The organism is Nocardia sp. XZ_19_369, assembly GCF_015355715.1.
Classification (GTDB): Bacteria; Actinomycetota; Actinomycetes; order Mycobacteriales; family Mycobacteriaceae; genus Nocardia.
Window position 1 is genome coordinate 103,236 of sequence record NZ_JACVED010000004.1, and the last position, 16,792, is coordinate 120,027.

Annotated in this window: 15 protein-coding genes; 2 read left to right on the top strand and 13 right to left on the bottom strand. The window is 68.3% G+C overall.

Translation table 11 applies throughout. From position 1 onward, the window contains the following. Positions 1-279 precede the first annotated feature (279 nt). Positions 280-1,707 carry a hypothetical protein gene (locus IBX18_RS15855; protein WP_194834431.1) on the top strand — a complete coding sequence of 476 codons (1,428 nt, stop codon included), beginning with the start codon at positions 280-282 and terminating at the stop codon, positions 1,705-1,707. A gap of 5 nt (positions 1,708-1,712) precedes the next feature. Here the strand turns inward: IBX18_RS15855 and IBX18_RS15860 are convergent, their stop codons facing one another. The 4 genes from IBX18_RS15860 to IBX18_RS15875 form a co-directional block, all read right to left on the bottom strand. After that, positions 1,713-1,850 carry a hypothetical protein gene (locus IBX18_RS15860; protein WP_194834432.1) on the bottom strand — a complete coding sequence of 46 codons (138 nt, stop codon included), beginning with the start codon at positions 1,848-1,850 and terminating at the stop codon, positions 1,713-1,715. Then, entirely contained in the window at positions 1,847-3,220 is a 1,374-nt protein-coding gene (locus IBX18_RS15865) for an OFA family MFS transporter (RefSeq protein WP_194834433.1), read from the bottom strand. The genes IBX18_RS15860 and IBX18_RS15865 overlap by 4 nt, the downstream gene beginning before the upstream one ends. Before the next feature lie 187 nt (positions 3,221-3,407). Continuing rightward, entirely contained in the window at positions 3,408-4,370 is a 963-nt protein-coding gene (gene sph, locus IBX18_RS15870) for a sphingomyelin phosphodiesterase (protein WP_194834434.1), read from the bottom strand. Between the two features lie 173 nt (positions 4,371-4,543). Continuing rightward, positions 4,544-5,602, bottom strand: a complete 1,059-nt coding sequence (locus IBX18_RS15875; RefSeq protein WP_306796278.1) for a metallophosphoesterase — start codon at positions 5,600-5,602, stop codon at positions 4,544-4,546. Positions 5,603-5,795: 193 nt separating this feature from the next. On the opposite strand from IBX18_RS15875, the gene IBX18_RS15880 reads away from it, so the two are divergent. Further along, positions 5,796-6,254, top strand: coding sequence for an SRPBCC family protein (locus IBX18_RS15880; RefSeq protein WP_194834435.1), 459 nt, complete (start codon positions 5,796-5,798; stop codon positions 6,252-6,254). A gap of 7 nt (positions 6,255-6,261) precedes the next feature. Here the strand turns inward: IBX18_RS15880 and IBX18_RS15885 are convergent, their stop codons facing one another. The 9 genes from IBX18_RS15885 to IBX18_RS15925 form a co-directional block, all read right to left on the bottom strand. Beyond that, a complete protein-coding gene (locus IBX18_RS15885) occupies positions 6,262-6,945 on the bottom strand; it encodes a GntR family transcriptional regulator (protein WP_194834436.1) in 684 nt (227 codons plus the stop codon). Positions 6,946-6,987: 42 nt separating this feature from the next. Then, positions 6,988-8,421 carry an amino acid permease gene (locus tag IBX18_RS15890; protein ID WP_194834437.1) on the bottom strand — a complete coding sequence of 478 codons (1,434 nt, stop codon included), beginning with the start codon at positions 8,419-8,421 and terminating at the stop codon, positions 6,988-6,990. Positions 8,422-8,465: 44 nt separating this feature from the next. Beyond that, positions 8,466-9,467: a proline racemase family protein gene (locus IBX18_RS15895; protein WP_194834438.1), complete on the bottom strand. Its 1,002-nt coding sequence runs from the start codon at positions 9,465-9,467 to the stop codon at positions 8,466-8,468. Position 9,468: 1 nt separating this feature from the next. Beyond that, positions 9,469-10,968: an FAD-dependent oxidoreductase gene (locus IBX18_RS15900; RefSeq protein ID WP_194834439.1), complete on the bottom strand. Its 1,500-nt coding sequence runs from the start codon at positions 10,966-10,968 to the stop codon at positions 9,469-9,471. Beyond that, complete coding sequence (locus tag IBX18_RS15905; protein WP_194834440.1) at positions 10,965-11,279, bottom strand: (2Fe-2S)-binding protein; 315 nt, start codon at positions 11,277-11,279, stop codon at positions 10,965-10,967. Before IBX18_RS15905 ends, IBX18_RS15900 begins: the two co-directional genes overlap by 4 nt. Then, positions 11,276-12,493 (bottom strand): FAD-binding oxidoreductase, encoded by a 1,218-nt coding sequence (locus IBX18_RS15910; protein ID WP_194834441.1) that lies wholly within the window; start codon positions 12,491-12,493, stop codon positions 11,276-11,278. Before IBX18_RS15910 ends, IBX18_RS15905 begins: the two co-directional genes overlap by 4 nt. Next, the gene (locus IBX18_RS15915; protein WP_306796279.1) at positions 12,490-13,989 is read right to left on the bottom strand and encodes an aldehyde dehydrogenase (NADP(+)); all 1,500 of its coding nucleotides are present in this window, start codon (positions 13,987-13,989) and stop codon (positions 12,490-12,492) included. The genes IBX18_RS15910 and IBX18_RS15915 overlap by 4 nt, the downstream gene beginning before the upstream one ends. Positions 13,990-14,008: 19 nt before the next feature. Then, positions 14,009-14,920 (bottom strand): dihydrodipicolinate synthase family protein, encoded by a 912-nt coding sequence (locus tag IBX18_RS15920; RefSeq protein WP_194834443.1) that lies wholly within the window; start codon positions 14,918-14,920, stop codon positions 14,009-14,011. 256 nt (positions 14,921-15,176) lie between these two features. After that, entirely contained in the window at positions 15,177-16,676 is a 1,500-nt protein-coding gene (locus IBX18_RS15925; protein WP_228541248.1) for an alpha/beta fold hydrolase, read from the bottom strand. Between the last annotated feature and the right edge of the window lie 116 nt (positions 16,677-16,792).

Below are 16,792 nucleotides of genomic sequence, written 5' to 3' on the forward strand. Positions count from 1 at the left end.
GCTAGCGCTCGAGGACGAGGTCCCCGACCATGCCCCTCGACCGCGGGCCTTGTCCGTACCAGCTGACAAGCCACTCATCAGATTCCCTCATCTCCGTCGAACCGATCGTCGGGCAGATACCCGGCGGCGGCGTCTCGAAACAACGGCGGCGGCTGCGGGTGCGAACGGCGTCGATGGATCGGAGCAGTTGGGGCAGGGGAATTAACGGCTTTTTGATTCTCTATATCGGCGACGGCGGCGACGTCTATCGATCGCGCGGCCTGTCGCACAGGAGCGTTCATGGCAACAATCACTCGCGGCTTCCGGGCTGATCGGGACAAGACCGATCGATACCGTGCACGCCCCTCGACAAGTCCGGTGTATGTCAATCTCACCGACAAGGCCTTCCTGCGGCTGCACCACGGCTACGGCCTGCCGGTGGTGACGCAGACGCTGACAATCCTGGGCCGCCGTCCCGGCCGCGACGAGCTGAACTCGATGCACGCACTGCTGCAGGCCGGACCGCTGGCGCGCCGGGTGCATCGCTCGACGGCGCCGTTCGCGCGTGCGCGCTGGGTGCCTGCCGACACCGCGCTGCCGCTCGCGGTGGACCCCGGCCCGATCGCCGAGACCGACGCGTTGACCTGGGCCAATGATCAGGCCCAGTATCCACTCGCGCCCGACGCCGGGTTCGGTTGGCGACTGTCGGCCGTGCCGACCACCTCGGGCGGCATGATCGTCTGCCTGACCAAGTCGCATGCCGTCGCCGACGGTCACGCGGGACTGATGGCCGAGGCCGGGCTGGTCGACCCGGAGCTCGCCACGCAGGATGGTCTCGCCGCCGAGGTAGGCCTGTGGCGTGAACTCGCCGACGGTGCTCATCGCGGCATCACCGTTGCGCGCCAGGCGGTTACGGAGCTGCGGCGGGCCTCGCACGATCCGGGACACCGCGCGGCCTTGCGCGCGGCACTGTTCTCCCGCGTGCCGGAACCCGAACCGGACCCGCGCGGGTGGCGGGAACAGTCCGTGGTACTCACTTTCGATGCGGCGCAATGGAAGTCGGCGGCCGAGCGCGACGGTGGCACGACCAACACGCTGTATTGCGCGCTGACCGCCGATCTGCTGCGGCGCTGCCCGCTGATCGACAACATTCCGCCGGTCCTGACCCCCGCCGTGCGCATCCTGCGGGAGACCGATCAACCGGATTCGAATTCGTTCACCAGGGTGCCGATCGTGGTGCAGCGGGAATGGCTGGACAACCACGACCTGACCACGCTGCGCGCGGTGAGCAAGGCGGCGTTCGCGGCCGTGGCGACGGTCGGTTCCGGTGTGCTGTCGCAGCCGCGTCGGATGCCGCCCGATCTGCTCGACGTGCTGCCGGACGGCGTCGTGCACCGGCTGCTGGAAACGGTGCCGATCACCGTCGGAATGTGTTCCAACATGGGAGTTCTCGACGATTTCGTCGCGCCGCAGCTGGCCGAGTTCGCGCCGTCGCTGCATATGAAGCGGGCCGTGGTGCAGGGTATCGACGTGCCACGCACCGAACGGCAGCCGGTTGCGCTGGCGACGTGGCTTTCCGAATCCGGCGGCACCATGCACTGGGCATTGGAGTCGCTGAAGCCTGAGATGGCGCACACCGCAGCGGAATTGGCCGATCTGGCGAAGAAGGTCGCCAGGTCGTGGGGCTTGCACCCGACGCGGATCTACACCGGTGACACGAATCCCTGATCGCGCTACTGGAACAGCTTGAGCAGGTTGACGATCAGGCGGTAGACGCCGTAGCTGAAGGGTGCGGCGACCCACAGCCAGGCGAAGATCAGCAGCGGAATGCGTCGCGGCGCGGCGGTTTCGGCGGTGCCGGGTTCGGTCATGCCGGGCTCCCCTCGGTGCGGACGGCCGGTGCGGCGACCGGCCGGTGGTGTTTCGCCGCGACCGGGCGAATCAGCTCGTTGGCGACGAAGCCGACACAGAGCAGCGTGATCATCACGGCGAACGAGGCGCCGTACAGCTCCGGTCCGGACTTTCCCTGCCCCGCACCGGAATCCGCGATGGCGTTGACGATCAACGGCCCGGCCACACCGGCCACCGACCAGGCTGTCAGCAGCCGCCCGTGGATCGCGCCGACCTGGAAAGTCCCGAACAGATCCTTGAGATACGCCGGTATCGTCGCGAATCCGCCGCCGTAGAAGGACAGGATAACCATCGCGCCGAGAATGAACAGCGCCTTGTTGGTCTGCCCGACCGACCACACCACCGCATAGGCGAGCGCACCGACACCCAGGTAGACCCGGTAGACGTTCTTGCGCCCGATCACGTCCGACAGCGACGACCAGCCGATCCGCCCCGCCATATTGGCGGCGGAAAGCACCGCGACGAAGCCCGCGGCGGCGACCGCCGTCACCGGGGTCGCGGTCTGTGCGAAGAAGTCGATCACCATCGGCGCCGCTTTCTCCAGGATGCCGATGCCCGCGGTGACGTTGCAGCACAATACGATCCACAGCAGCCAGAACTGTGGCGTGCGGATCGCGTCGTTGGCCGCGACGTCGTGCAGGCTGATCAGCTTGGCCGGTTTCTCCTGCGGCACCCAGCCGGCCGGACGCCACCCCGGCGGCGGCACCCGGACGAGCAGCACGCCCACCGACATGAACACCGCGTAGGTCAGGCCCATGACCAGAAAGGTCTCCGCGATGCCGACGTTGTCTCGGCCGAAGGTGGTGAGCAGCTGGGTCGTCCACGGCGACGCGATCAGCGCGCCGCCGCCGAAGCCCATGATCGCGAAGCCGGTGGCCATGCCCGGTCGGTCGGGAAACCAGCGGATCAGCGTGGAGACGGGGGAGATGTAGCCGATGCCGAGCCCGATCCCGCCGACGAACCCGTAGCCGAAGACGATGAGCCAGTAGGCGTTCGCGAACGCGCCGAGCGCCGAGATGAGCAGGCCGGAGCAGAAACAGAGCAGCGAGACGGTCATCGCCCAGCGCGGGCCCCGGCGTTCGACGAGCGTGCCGCCGAAAGCCGCGGACAGTCCGAGCATGACGATGGCGATCTGGAAGGGCAGCGCGCTACCGGTGCCCGAGATGTGCATCGACTTTTCCAGCGGCGGCTTGAATACGCTCCACGCGTAGGCCTGTCCGATGGCGAGGTGAATGGACAGCGCGGCGGGCGGAACCAGCCAGCGGCTCCACCCCGGTGGCGCGATGACGCGGGAATATCCGGTGGTACCGGCGTCGGCAACTGCGGTCATGCGGCGATCTCCACTCTCACTGTGTGGCGATCATAGGACCGGGGCTGCCGTGCGATGACGGTTCTGTGGCAATAACTTTCACTCGCCGCCGCTGGGTTGCCATCGATGCGTCGAACCTCGGGCGCTACCTGCGGCAACCGTGCCCGCACCGCCTTGCCTGCGGGGCGGGCACGGTCCGCTGAGCGGATCAGGCGCCCGCGGTCACCGGGTAGTGGTCGGACAGGTTGGTGTAGGTGTAGTTCTTGCCCTGGCTGGTGACAGTCCACGCGGGAGCGGACTCCTTGACGACGTGGTTCTGCCAGTTCGCCGGCTTGGCATGACCCTTGCGGTGCAGGACGTAGTCGAGATCCTCACGCGGATCGTTCGGGTAGCGGTCGGCGGCGATCGAGTTCTCCTTGGTGTCGAAGGAGAACGGGTGGCCGGTGCGGGCGGTCGCGGGCTCGAGCCGGGCATCGGCCAGCATCGACGCGTATTCGGCGCTGTGCGAGTCCACATTCAGATCGCCGGCCAGCAGCACCTGCTCGGTCGCGGGGATCTTCTTCGCGGTGAGGAAGGCGTCGATCTCCTTGAACTGCAAGGCGCGATCCTTCGCGGCCTCACCGTCCGAGCAGCCGGGGTCGGTCGATTGGCTGTGCGTGCCGACCACGTGCACCTTGCTGCCGTTGACCGAGAGCACCGCGTAGGCGATCCCCTTGTTGGCCCACCAGTCGGCGCCGCAGGCGTTGGCGAAGATGAACTGCTCCTGGCGGATGATCGGCCACTTGCTGAGGATGGTGACGCCGCCGTCCTCCGGCGTGCCCGCGCTGTACTTGCCGCCGGTGGCGTCCCAGCCTTCCTTCGCGCGGCCGACAACCGGTGTCTGGTGCGGGTATTCGGCCTTGGCTTTGGCCTTCAGTGCGTCGGAGGCCTCGTTGTCGAACATCTCCTGCAGGACGACCACGTCGTTGCCCTTGAAGAAGCTGGTCTTCGGGATTTCTGCCGCGCGGTGGTCCTGGCCCCAGTTGGGAAACAGGTTCTTGCTCATCAGGAAGGTGTTGTAGGTCAGCACCCGGAGTTCCGGGGTCGCTGCGGAGGCCTGCGGGGCATTCACCATGAGGGTGGTGGCGAGTGCTGCGATGATGCTGAGCCGGGTGGGCTGGGATAGCGGCATGGCACGTCCTCGGATCTCGTAGAACCTGGATATGGCAGAACTGATCGGACCAGGCGTGGATGACACGCTCGTGACGTTTCCATGATCATTCGTCCGCTCGCGGACGTCGGATCGATGGCAGACTCGGCGAATCAGCTTGGCCCGAAGGGCTTCTCGGAGGTGCTTGTCGGACGTCAGCGCGGACGAACGTGGGAATAGGCCGCTCGCGCCGTGCCGTTCGCGGCGTCGACGGTGTAGGCCTCGAGGGTGACCGCGTTGCGGCGGATCTTCGCTATCATGAAGCCGAGGCTCGAAAAGTCCTGCCAGAACGCCTTATTGGTGACGGCCGACGAGCCGTCGCCCTGCTTTGCTGAGGCGCCGCAGACGATCTGCTGGGTGCCGCGGGCCGCACCGGCGGTATCCAGGATCTGCGAGGTGTGGTCGTGTCCGGAGAGGATGTAATCCGCTCTGCCGCAGACGACCTCTTCGAACAGCTCCTTCAAATGCCGGCCGCTCATGTAGTCGCCGGTGGTGACGCCGTCGTAAGCGCCTGCGTTGCCGTGCTTTCCGTTGTTGCGGTAGGGGTGATGGGTCAGCACGATCTTCCACGTCGCGCGGGACGCGGTCAGTGCGCGTTCCAACCACTGGCGCTGCGCGCGCATGTACGGGCCGTTCCACTGGTAGTGCGGATCGGTCTGCAGCACTGTGGAGGAGACGGGAACGGTGTCCAGCGCGAAGAATTCGACCAGCGGTTCCGGCCCGGCGGGCAGCGCCACCTGGTAATACCGGGACGGCATGTACCAGCGGGCGGAGCGCTGGTGGTAGGCGACCTCGTGATCGCCCTTGCTCGGATTCCCGCCGCTGCCCGCGAAGATACCGCTGCAATCGTGATTGCCGAGCACCATCAACCAGGGCACGTCGATGCCCGCGTTGGGTTGTTCGAACTTCGTCGAGAACTCGTCGTCGTCCGCGCTTTCCGCACCGTCCTCGTAGATGTTGTCGCCCAGCCCGACCGCCAGCGACACCCCTTCCGCCTGGCAGATCCGCTTCGCCGCAGTTGCCACCGCGCGTTGCCCGGCCTCGCCGGTCCCCGCGTCCCCGGTGATCAACACGTTGATGTCCGGGCCCGTCGGCATCGGAAACTTGCTGTCCGCGTTGGCGATACCGGGCAGCACCAGGCTCCCCGCCAACACGCTCGCGCCGACGAGCAGCCCGCGCCTGGAAATACACAGTTGGTTGTTTCGGTCGTCCACTTACTGCCTCCCTGGGTCCGACAGATTGAAGTGACAACGTTTAACTGGGTCGGACGAACTGTGCGCGGTAAGCATGGGACGAATCCCCATCATTCGGGCAAACAGGAGGTGGTGTTCCGATTGGACCCGGCAGCTGAGGTGCGAATACTCCCGCGCCTGGCGCAGTCGGCCACCGGATGCTTCGATCAAGACCATGACGGACAACATCGATTCATCGCGCACGGTGACCGCCAGCCGGGACATCGCGGCCGCATCGGCACAGGTCTTCGAGCTCATCGCCGACCCGGCACAGCAGCCGCGCTGGGACGGCAACGAAAACCTCGCGACCGCCGCGGCCGATCAGCGGGTCCGCGCGGTGGGCGACGTGTTCGTCATGACGCTCACCACCGGCGCCGACCGGCACAACCACATCGTGGAGTTCGAAGAAGGCCGCCGCATCGCCTGGCTCCCCTCCGAACCCGGTCAGCAGCCCCCCGGCCACCTCTGGCGCTGGGAACTCGAGCCCATCGACGAGAACAGCACCCGAGTCACCCACACCTACGACTGGTCCCAGCTCACCGACGAGAAGCGCCTCGTCCGCGCCCGCGCCACCACCCCCGACAAACTCCAGGCCTCCCTCGACCGACTCGCCGAAGTCGCCGAGGGGCGCTGAAATTCGGTTACGGCTGACCCAAGTCTTCGTCGGGGGTGTTGCCTGCGGCCCAGATGCCGCGGACGTGGCCGATGTGTTTGCGGAGGAATTGTTCGAGGTCCTCGGCGCGGCCTTGTTCGATGAGGTCGATGATGGTGTGGTGTTCCTGGGCTGATTTGTCGAGTTCGCCGCGCTCGACGAGCGCGGCGAGACCGAACAGGCGGGTTTGGGCGCGTAGGTCGCCGACGATCTGGGACAGGCGCGGGTTGTGGCAGTAGTCGAGCAGCATCAGGTGGAATTGGCGGTCGGCGTCGACGTATTCGACGAGGTCGCCGCGCTTGGCCGCGTCGACGATCTTGTCGGCCTGCACCCGCAGACCCGGAATATCGGACTCGGGGATGGTGCCGACGATGGCGCGGACACTCGGCGGCTCCAGCAGCATCCGGATCTTGGCGATCGAATCGAGGTCGGCGTCGGAGATCTCGGTGACCCGGAAACCCTTGTTCGGCACCGAGATCACCAAGCCCTGCTTGACCAGATCCAGCATGGCCTCGCGCACCGGCGTGGGGGAGACCCCGAAGCGCTCCGACAGCCACGGCGCCGAGTAGAGCACGCCCGGCTCGAGCTCACCGGAGATGATCGCGGCACGCAGCGCGTCGGACACGTGATCGCGCAGCGTGGGCCGCTTGGGTATAACCAGCCGTTCGATCATCACTGCGCTCCGGGTTTCTCCTGTGTGCGAGCACCACTTCTATCAGATTAGAGAGCTGTCGCCGCTGTTCAGCTTCGAGTGCCGGTAGCTGAAGGCGAGGTATACCCCCAGGCCGAGCAGCAGCCAGAGCACGAACCGGAGCCAGGTGACCCAGGTGAGGTGACTGATCAGCCAGATGGAGAACACTATCCCGATCAACGGCACCACCGGCACCCACGGGGTGCGGAACGCGCGCTCGACCTCCGGGCGGGTCCGGCGCAACCGCATCACGCCGAGCGCCACCACGATGAACGCCATCAGGATGCCGACATTGGTGAGCTCGGCGGCTTCCCGGATCGGCAGGAAGCCGGCGATCAGCGCCGACACGATGCCGACCGGCCAGATCACCCGGGTCGGCACCTTGCGGACCGGGCTGGACTTGCCGAAGTAGGACGGCAGCAGGCCGTCGCGGCTCATCGCGAAGCCGACCCTGGTCACCGCGAGCATGTTGGCGAACGCCGAGGTGGTGACGCCGACCACCGCGCCGACCGCGATGACCAGGCCGAGGATGCCCATGCCCACCGAATCGAAGGCGCTGGCGAACGGCGAGGAGACGTTGATGTCGGTGTAGTTGACCATGCCGACGATGACGAGGCAGACCAGCAGATAGACCAGCGACGCGATGCCGAGGCTGATCATGATCGCCTTGGGCATCAGCTTCTTGCCGTCCTTGGACTCCTCCGCGGCCGCGCTCATCGCGTCGTAGCCGTAGACCGCGAAGAAGGCCAGCGCCGCACCGGAGACCGCGCCGCCGACACCGAACGGGAAGAACGGCTGGTAGTTGCCCCCCTTGATGTGGAACGCGCCCGCGACGACCACGATCGCGACGATCAGCATCTTCAAGACGACGAGACCCGTTTGCACCCTGGCGGATTCGCGGGTGCCCCGGGAGAGCAGGAAGGCCAGGAGCAGGCACAGCAGGACCGCGAAGAGATCGACCCGGTGCCCGTCCCCGGTGCCCGGCGCGCCGAGCGCCCAGGTGGGCAGGTCGAAGCCGAGGTAGTGGGTGATGTAGTTGAGATACCCGGACACCGCGATGGCCACGACGGACACGATGGCGGTGTACTCCAGCAGTAGATCCCAGCCGATCATGAAGCCGATGATCTCGCCGAGCGCGACGTAGGAGTAGGTGTAGGCCGAGCCCGCGCGCGGGACCATGCCCGCGAACTCGGCGTAGCAGAGCCCCGCCGCCCCCGAGGCGATGATCGCGATGGCGAACGAGATCAGCACCGCCGGTCCCGCCACCTCGTTGGCCACCACACCGGCCAGCGAGAACACGCCCGCGCCGACCAGTCCGCCGAGGCTCAGCGCGACCAGTTGCCACAGCCCCATGCTCTTGGTGAAATCGCCGGTGTCGGCGACGACCACCGGCATTCGCCGCATGACTCCGCCCTTGGTGAGCGGCGGGCGGGCAGGTTTGGTCACGACAGTCTTCATCGACGGTGCCTTTCAGGGTGGAGCAGTGGAGCGAGTGGTGATGGTCAGAAGACGAAGCCCTCGGGGAAAGGGTCGGTGGGGTCGAGCAGGTAGTTCGCCGTCCCGGTGAGCCAGGCTCGACCGGTGATGGCGGGCACGATCGCGGGGCGGTCGCCGACCGTGGTGGGCTCGACGGCGCGCGCGTAGAAGGTGGTGCCGATGAACGAATCATTTTGCAGCACTTGATCATCGGTGAGGAAGCCGCGGGCGTGCTGGCGGGCGAGCAGTGCGGAGGTGCCGGTGCCGCAGGGCGAGCGGTCGAACCAGCCGGGGTGGATGGCCATCGCGTGCCGGGTGTGCGCGGGCTCGGACGCCGGGTCGAGGAACAGCACGTGCTTGCAGCCGGCGATCCGCTCGTCCGTGAGATGCACGGGACGCTGGAAATCGTTGATGGCAGCCATGATTCGCAGACCGGCATCGAGGATGCGGTCCTTGTGCTCGCGGTCGAACGGTAGTCCGAGCTTGCCGAGATCGGTGATGGCGTAGAAGTTGCCGCCGTAGGCCATGTCGTAGCGGACCCGTCCGAGACCGGGCACCTCGACCTCGTTGTCGAGGCTGTCGCAGTAGGCGGGCACGTTGCGCAGGGTGACCGAATCCGCATGGCCGCCGCTGACCGCGACCGAGGCCACGACGCGTCCGGCGGGGGTGTCGAGCCGGATCTCGGTGACCGGCTCGGTGACCGGGACCATGCCCGCCTCCACCAATGCTGTTGCGACACCGATGGTGCCGTGCCCGCACATCGGCAGCAACCCGCTGACCTCGATGAACAGCACGCCGTAGTGGCCGTCGTCGGTGGTGGCGGGTTGCAGGATGGCGCCGCTCATCGAGGCGTGCCCGCGCGGCTCGTTGACCAGCAACTTGCGCAGGCCGTCCAGGTGCTCGGCGAAGTACACGCGGCGCGCCGCCATGGTGTCGCCGGGGATGGTGCCGACGCCGCCGGTGATCACCCGGGTCGGCATGCCCTCGGTGTGCGTGTCGATCGCGGAAATGATGGTTTTGCTGCGCATTTCAGGACTTCCCTCTGTCTAAGTGCGGCGTTCGGGGGCACTGCGGAGTTGCGCCAGCTGCCGCCTCCTGGCCTGAACCTGGTGTCGCGTCCGAGTCGAGTTCGGCGAGTTCGCGTATTCGCACGGGCGCTGCCAGTGGCCGCCACGCCGCGCTGGCCGCCGCGAGACCCGTTGTTGCCGTGCGTTGGTCGGCGTACGGCTGATCACGCAACGCCTCGATATTCGCTGCGCACATCCGTCCTTGGCACGGGCCGAGTCCGGCGCGGGTGGCAAGCTTGGCGGTGCGATAGCTGTCGCCTGCCGCGCTGGCCCAGGCGGTGGTCAGTTCGCCGCAGGTGGTGCCCTCGCACCGGCAGATGATGGTGTCGGGCCGGGTCCAGGTGAGCACGCCGGGCCGGATCGGGTGCGCGGCCGCGAGGCGGGTCACGAATTGCTCGGCTGTGCGGTGGCGCGCCAGCAGCGCACGGTCCGCGGTGCCGCCCGCTGCGGCGAGGCCTGCGACGGTCCCTTCGACAGCGGCGACCTGAAAGCCGCCGATGCCGGTGATTTCGCCTGCGGCCCAGACGCATTCGGCGCTGGTCTGCTGCGTGTCGTCGACGTATACGAAGCCGTTCTCGGTCAGTCGCGCACCTGCGGCGACCGCGAGCTCGTGCTGCGGGGTGAATCCGTGCGAGACCGCAACCGCGTCCACCGCTACGGTGCGGTGGCTACCCGGGATCGGCGTCCAATTCGCGTCGAGCCGGGCCACGGTGGCCTCTTCCACCCGGCCGTCGCCGGCCACCGCGACCACCGCATGCGCAGTGCGCAACGGAATCCCATGCCGCACACCGCATGTCACGTACTCGAACAGTTCCAGGGCCTTTCCCGTGCTGTGCCGAAGCTGCCAAGGACGGGTGGCCCAGTGCCGCAGAATCGTGCGGCCCGGGTTGGCTTCCAACACGGCCCGCACCTCGGCGCCGTTCTCCGCCAGCGACTGTGCGACCGGGAGCAGGAACGGGCCGGTGCCGGAGACCAACACGGACCGGCCGACCAAGAGGCGCTGGGTCTTCGCGAGCGTCTGTGCGGCACCGGCGGTGTACACGCCGGGTAGATCCCAGCCGGGGAATGGGCACACCCGGTCGTAGGCGCCGGTGGCGAGCACCAGCGCGTCGCCACGGACTACGCGGTGCACCCGCCGGTCGCCCTCGGCGCCGATCAACAAGCGCACTGCGGGACAACCGCCTTCGAGTTGGCGCTCGATCTGATAGACGGCCGCCATAGGAAGGTACTCACAGCGCGGATGCTCGATCAGCAGGCGTGCGCGGCGCGCGGCCGCCGCATATCCGTGCCCGATGTCGAGCGGTTGCCGGATGCCGTACGCGGCCGGGATGCGCCGGTTGTATTGGCCACCCAAGGCCTCGTTCGAGTCGATCAGGGTTACCGTCGCGCCGTGCCGCAGCGCTGATTCGGCGGCCGCGGTGCCTGCCGGGCCGCCGCCGATCACCACCACATGTCTGGTCACTGCGCGTTTCCTGTCAGTCGAGACTGGGTGGTGACGACGTCGCCGTCCCGAGCCGGACGCCGGCACAGCCGAACATCCGGCACACCGTTGACGGTGGCGACGCAGTCGAAACACACACCGATGCCGCAGAACACACCGCGCGGCCCGCCGGTGGGGGCGGTGCGCCAGTGCGTGCGGCCGTCGGCCAGCAGCACCGTGGCGAGGGTCTGACCGTGCACGCCGGGCACCGGGGTGTCGTCGACGGTGACCGTCAGCGGTCGATCGGCGCGGCCGACGGGATCGGCCTCCGGTCGAATCAGATGTGGGCTCATCGGGATACCTGCTCCGGTGTGGTGATGACGGCGGGCCGGTCGACGGCGAAGGCCGCGAGGTCGACCTCGCCGGGGTGACCCGCCAGCGCGGCGGAAATCAGTTGGGCGGTACCGACCGAGAGGCCGATGCCCGCGCCCTCGTGCCCGGTCGCATGCCACAGGCCGGGTAGTCGCGGATCGGGGCCGATGACCGGGAGGTGATCGTCCACGTAGGGACGGAAACCGCCGTACGCCCGCATGATCGCGACGTCGGCCAGGATCGGATACAGCCGCAACGCCTTTCGCGCGATGGCAGCCAAGCTGTCGGGGCGCAGCCGGTCGTCGAAACCGCACTGGCGGCGCGACGAGCCGAGCAACAACGGCCCACCCCTGGTCGACTCGACAACGGCCGACGATTGCAGGGCGGCGTCCGAACTGCCCACGGCGCCTACATAATCCGCGTCGTAGACCTTGTGGAACACCGTCGGCGGCATGGGCGCGGTGATGAGCACGTCGCCTCGGCGCGGCTTGATCGCGATCGGCGCGCCGAGCAGCTCGGACACCACGCCGGACCACGGGCCTGCCGCATTGATCACGATGTCGGCGTGCCGTGGACCCAGGGTGGTCGCTACGCCGATCAGTCGACCGTCGCGAAGGAGCGGAGCGGTGACCTCGCAGCGGGTCTCGACGATCGCGCCTGCCGTGACCGCCGCGCCGAGCAGTGCGGTCGCGGCACCGGCCGGTTGTACCTGCGCGTCCTCGGGGTAATACACGGCCGCGCACACGTCGCGGGTAAGTGCGGGCTCGGCCGCGGCCAGCTGGGCCGTGTCCAGGTGCTCGCACTGCACCCCGGCACCGCGCTGGCCCTGGGCGAACGCGGCCAGGGCGGTGGCACCCGCGTCGGTGGTGGCAACGACGATGCCGCCCTTGGGTTCCCATTCGACGGCCGCCGCGTCGTGCGGTTGCCGCTCGGCGATCCGCGCGAGAACGGTGGGCCACAGTCGCCGGGACAGTTGGGCGAGCGCCAGTTCGGGTCCCGGTCCCTTGTCGGAGACGAGCACATTGCCTTCGCCGTGCGCGGTGGTGCCCGAGGCGACCCCGCCCCGCTCGCAGACGCGGACCGAGGCACCGGCGAGGGTGAGCTGGTCCGCGAGCGCGCACCCGATCACACCGCCGCCGATGATCAGGACGTCTGTTCCCCGCAGGGGAGTGGCGCGGGGCGGGGCTGCCGTCATTGTGCGCGTGCTCCGTTCACCGAGCGCGGCACCGAAAGCGGGTTTTCCGTGCGCAATTCGAGCGGCAGCAGATCCTCGGGCACCGACTGGTAGGTCACCGGCCGGAGGAAACGGGAGATCGCCGCGGTACCCACCGAGGTCGCCGTCGGTGCGGTCGTCGCCGGGTAGGGCCCGCCGTGCTGCTGCGCATAGGTCACCGAGAGTCCGGTGGGCCAGCTGTTCCACAGCACGCGCCCGGCTGCTCCGACCGCGGCGGCGGTGAGTGCGCGGGTGGTGTCGTCGACCTGGTCGCCGAAGATGGAGACGGTCAGCTGACCGTCCACCGAGCGAGCCAGTTCGAGCAATTCGGCGGTGTCCCGATAGCTGACGAGAAGCGTTGCCGGGCCGAACATCTCGTGCATCAGCGCATCGCGGTCGGCGAGCACCGTGCGCGCGGTGGTGGCGAGCAGCAGTGCCTCACCGGGCCCGCCACCGGCTAGCAGTTCCACGTTCGGGTGCGCGCGGACCTGCGCGACGGCACGCGCGAAGCCAGCGGCGATGTCCTCGTTGAGCATGTCCCCGGTCGGTACCGGGTTGCTCCGGATCAGCGCGGCCAGCTCGCTGAAGACCGGTGCCTCCTCGGGGATTGCGACCAGTCCGGGCTTGGTGCAGAGCTGACCCGCGCTGGCGCTCACCGCGGTCAGCAGTCCCGCCGCGATCTCCGTCGCCCGCGTCCGCGCGGCCGCCTCGGTGACGAAGACCGGGTTGATGGAACCGAGTTCTCCGTAGAACGGGATCGGCACCGGCCGACGGGACGCCAGGTCGTACAGCGCCCGTCCGCCCGCGGTGGAGCCGGTGAACGCCGCGGCGGCGATCGCAGGATGGGTCAGCGCCTGCACTCCGGCGTCCCGACCGAAGACGAGTCCGAATGTGCCACCCGGAGCGCCATATTCGCCGAGCGCCGCATCGACCAGGCGGCCGACCGCGCGGGAGAGCGCGGGATGCCCTGGACTGGCTTTGACGATCACCGGGCACCCCGCCGCGAGCGCCGACGCGGTATCGCCGCCCGCGACGGAGAAGGCGAACGGGAAGTTGCTCGCCGCGAAGTTGACCACCGGGCCCAGTGCGATATTCATCCGCCGCAGGTCGGGTCGCGGCGCACCCATCGGCCATTCGGCGTCCGCGGTGTCGATGCGCACGTCGAGGAAGTCGCCGTCGAGCACCAACTGCGCGAACAGGCGCAGCTGGAAACTGGTGCGCCGCAGCTCACCGGTCAGCCTCGGTTCGGACAGGTGCGTCTCCCGCATCGCCGGCGAGATCAGCTCGGCGGCTTGTGCGTCGAGCCGGTCGGCGATGCCGCGCAACACCCCGGCCCTGCTGGTCAGTGTCATGGCCGCCCAGGGGACCGCCGCCGCTGCCGCCGCGGTGGCAAGGGCATCGACCTCGTCGGTGGTGGTGTCGCGAACGGATTCGACCGCGCTTTCGGTCATCGCTGGCTCCTCGTCTTTCGTCTGCACCCGATGATCTACCGACTGCTTACCGGTAGCCCTTGGCGAGCACGTCGCGGGTGTCCTCGGTGAGCTTCGCGATCAGCTCGGGCGCCAGCGGAACCCGCGGCGGGCGGCACTTGCCGCCTTGCTGGCCGGCCAGGTCCATCGACAGCTTGATCGCGTGCACGAACTGCGGCTTCGAGTCCCAGCGCAGCAGCTTGTGCAGTTCGCGGTACAGCGGAAGCGCCTTGTCCAGGTCCCGGCTGACCGCGGCGTTGTACAGCTCGACCGTGGCCCGCGGGATGGCGTTCGGGTAGCCCGCGACCCAGCCGACCGCGCCCGCGATGCCGAGTTCGAGCAGCACGTCGTCCGAGCCGACGAGCACATCGAGTTCGGGTGCGAGTTCCTTGATCTCGTAGAAGCGCCGCACGTCGCCGGTGAACTCCTTGACTGCGACGATCAGGCCCTCGCCGTGCAGTTCGGCCAGGATGTCGGGGGTCAGGTCGATGCGTGTGTCGAACGGGTTGTTGTACGCCACGATCGGCAGGCCGACCGCGGCCACCGTGCGGTAGTGATCCAGCACCGAGTCGCGCCCGCCGCGATAGGTGTTGGGCGGCAACAGCATCACCGCTTGAGCCCCGGCCGCTGCGGCCTGCTCGGCCCACTTGCGCGCTTGCAGCGCACCGTAGGCGGCGATGCCCGGCATCACCGTGAAGCCGTCCGGTGCGGCCGCGACGGCGGTGGTCACCACCCTGGCCCGCTCCTCGTCGTCGAGGGTCTGGTACTCGCCGAGCGACCCGTTCGGGCTCACCCCGTGGCAGCCGTTGGCGGCCAGCCACTGCACGTGCTGAGCGTAGGCGTCGTAGTCGACCGAGTAGTCCTCAGCGAACGGCAGGGTCGTCGCGACCAGGATCCCGTGCCAGGGCTTGGTGCCGGCTGAGGTGATCGGTTCGGACATGTGAAGCCTCCATCTGCGCGAATGTCCGGGCGGGAGAACCAGACCGGATGTCATGTGACGTGTGACATTGCACAAAGTAACGGAGTGATGGTGGTCACGCAAGAGTTGGGGAGTGATTGGGGACACGTGGCGGCTCGGATGGAAGTTCTTGTAGCCCAGCTCCTTCCATCCGCCTGCGGGACGACGGACGGTGCGGCTGATCGATTCGCGATCAGCCGCACCGGGTCAGAGCTGGGTTTTGTTCGAGCGTGTGCGATTACTTCGACACGGGCGTGACGGCGATCGGTGGGATGGCGTCCACGCAGGAGGTCGGACCGGGGGTGCCGGTGCGGACGAAACGGTTGACGATGCCCGCGATGCAGCCGGTGGGTTCCAGGTCGGGCACGTGGCCGGTGTTGGGGACCGACAGGAAGGTTGCCTGCGGGAACCCGGCCGCTACGCGTTGGCCGTTCGCGTCGGGGGTGATGGCGTCGAGGTCACCGGAGAGCACCAGCACCGGGACGTTCGGCAGCGCTTCGCGAGCGTGCACCGGCTGCGGGCGAGTGAACGCGGGCCACCGGATGCAGGCGTCGCCGCCGTCGCGTTGTCCGGCGCTGAATCCCGCGGCGCTGAAGGCGCCGACGCCGCCGGGGCCTGCCGCGGCGAGACCCTCGCGGTATTGCCGCTCCCGCTCGGGCAGGGCCGATTCGCGTGACCAGAGGTTGGGGTAGTCGTTGCAGGCGACGGTGAGGTAGAGGTCGATGCTCTCGGCGGTCGGCTCGGCGGCGGCCCGTTCGGCCCACTGCCGCAGCGCGGTGTCGTCGCCGTTCGCCGCCGTGTGTAGCGCGGCGGGCAGCATGCCCAGCAGGGTGGGTTGTTGCGGATCGGCGCCGACGCCGGTGGTCGCCACCTCGAAGGCTAGGGTGGCGAGCTTGCTTTCGCTGAGCTGCAAGGGATTCGGGCCGGTGATCGAGAGGGGAGTGGTGGCCAGTCGTTGGGCCACTGTGCGCAGGTCGGCGACGGCGGTCGCGCCGTCACAGGCTCGGCTGCGGTCGCAGATCCGTTGTAGCGCAAGCGATACCGCCTCCGCGTTGGGCCGCGACAGGAGGTCGAAGTCCGGCGGGTAGGCGCCGGACAGCACGATGGACTGCACATGGTCGGGGTGGCGTTCGGCATAGACCGGCATCAGGTAGGTGCCGTAGGAAATGCCGTACAGCACCAGCTTCGGGATGCCGAGCCGAGCCCGCACGGCGTCGAAATCATCGGCCGTCGCCGCCGAGGTGTATCCCGCCGCACGCGCACCGAGTCGTTCGCCGCACGTCGCCACCGTCTGCTGCTGGTAGTCGCGGGTGCCGAGCTCGTATCCGGCTTCGTCGGCGCCGCAGTCCACCGGGCTGGACAGGCCGGTGCCGCGCGGGTCGATGAGCAGCAGGTCGTGATCGTCGAGCAGCTGCGCGGCCAGCTGGGTGGCCTGTGCGGCGTGCGAGATGAGCGGTACTCCGGGACCGCCCGGATTCGGGGTGACGGTGCCCGCGGCGGGCACGTCCAGGTTGCTGCGCCGGATCAGCGCGTAACTCACTGCGACAGTGCCCATTTCGGGTCGATCGGCCACCAGCGGCCGTGACTCCACGCCGCACTGGACCTGATGCCCGGGCACCGTCGGGCACCAGTCGGGACCGGGCGGCGGTGCACTGTCGCTGCCGCATCCGGTGACCAGCGTCGCGGCGGCCAGCGCGGCCAGCAAGCCCGCGAGCGACCGCATTCCCTTGCGCATCATCGAAATTCCCTTCGTTGGAACATCTCCCGTATTCAGCGGAGTCGAGAGGAATCCTGCGTGCCGGACGTCAACGCGCAGCGAGGCCCGCGACAAAATCACGTAAGAATCCGGGCCGA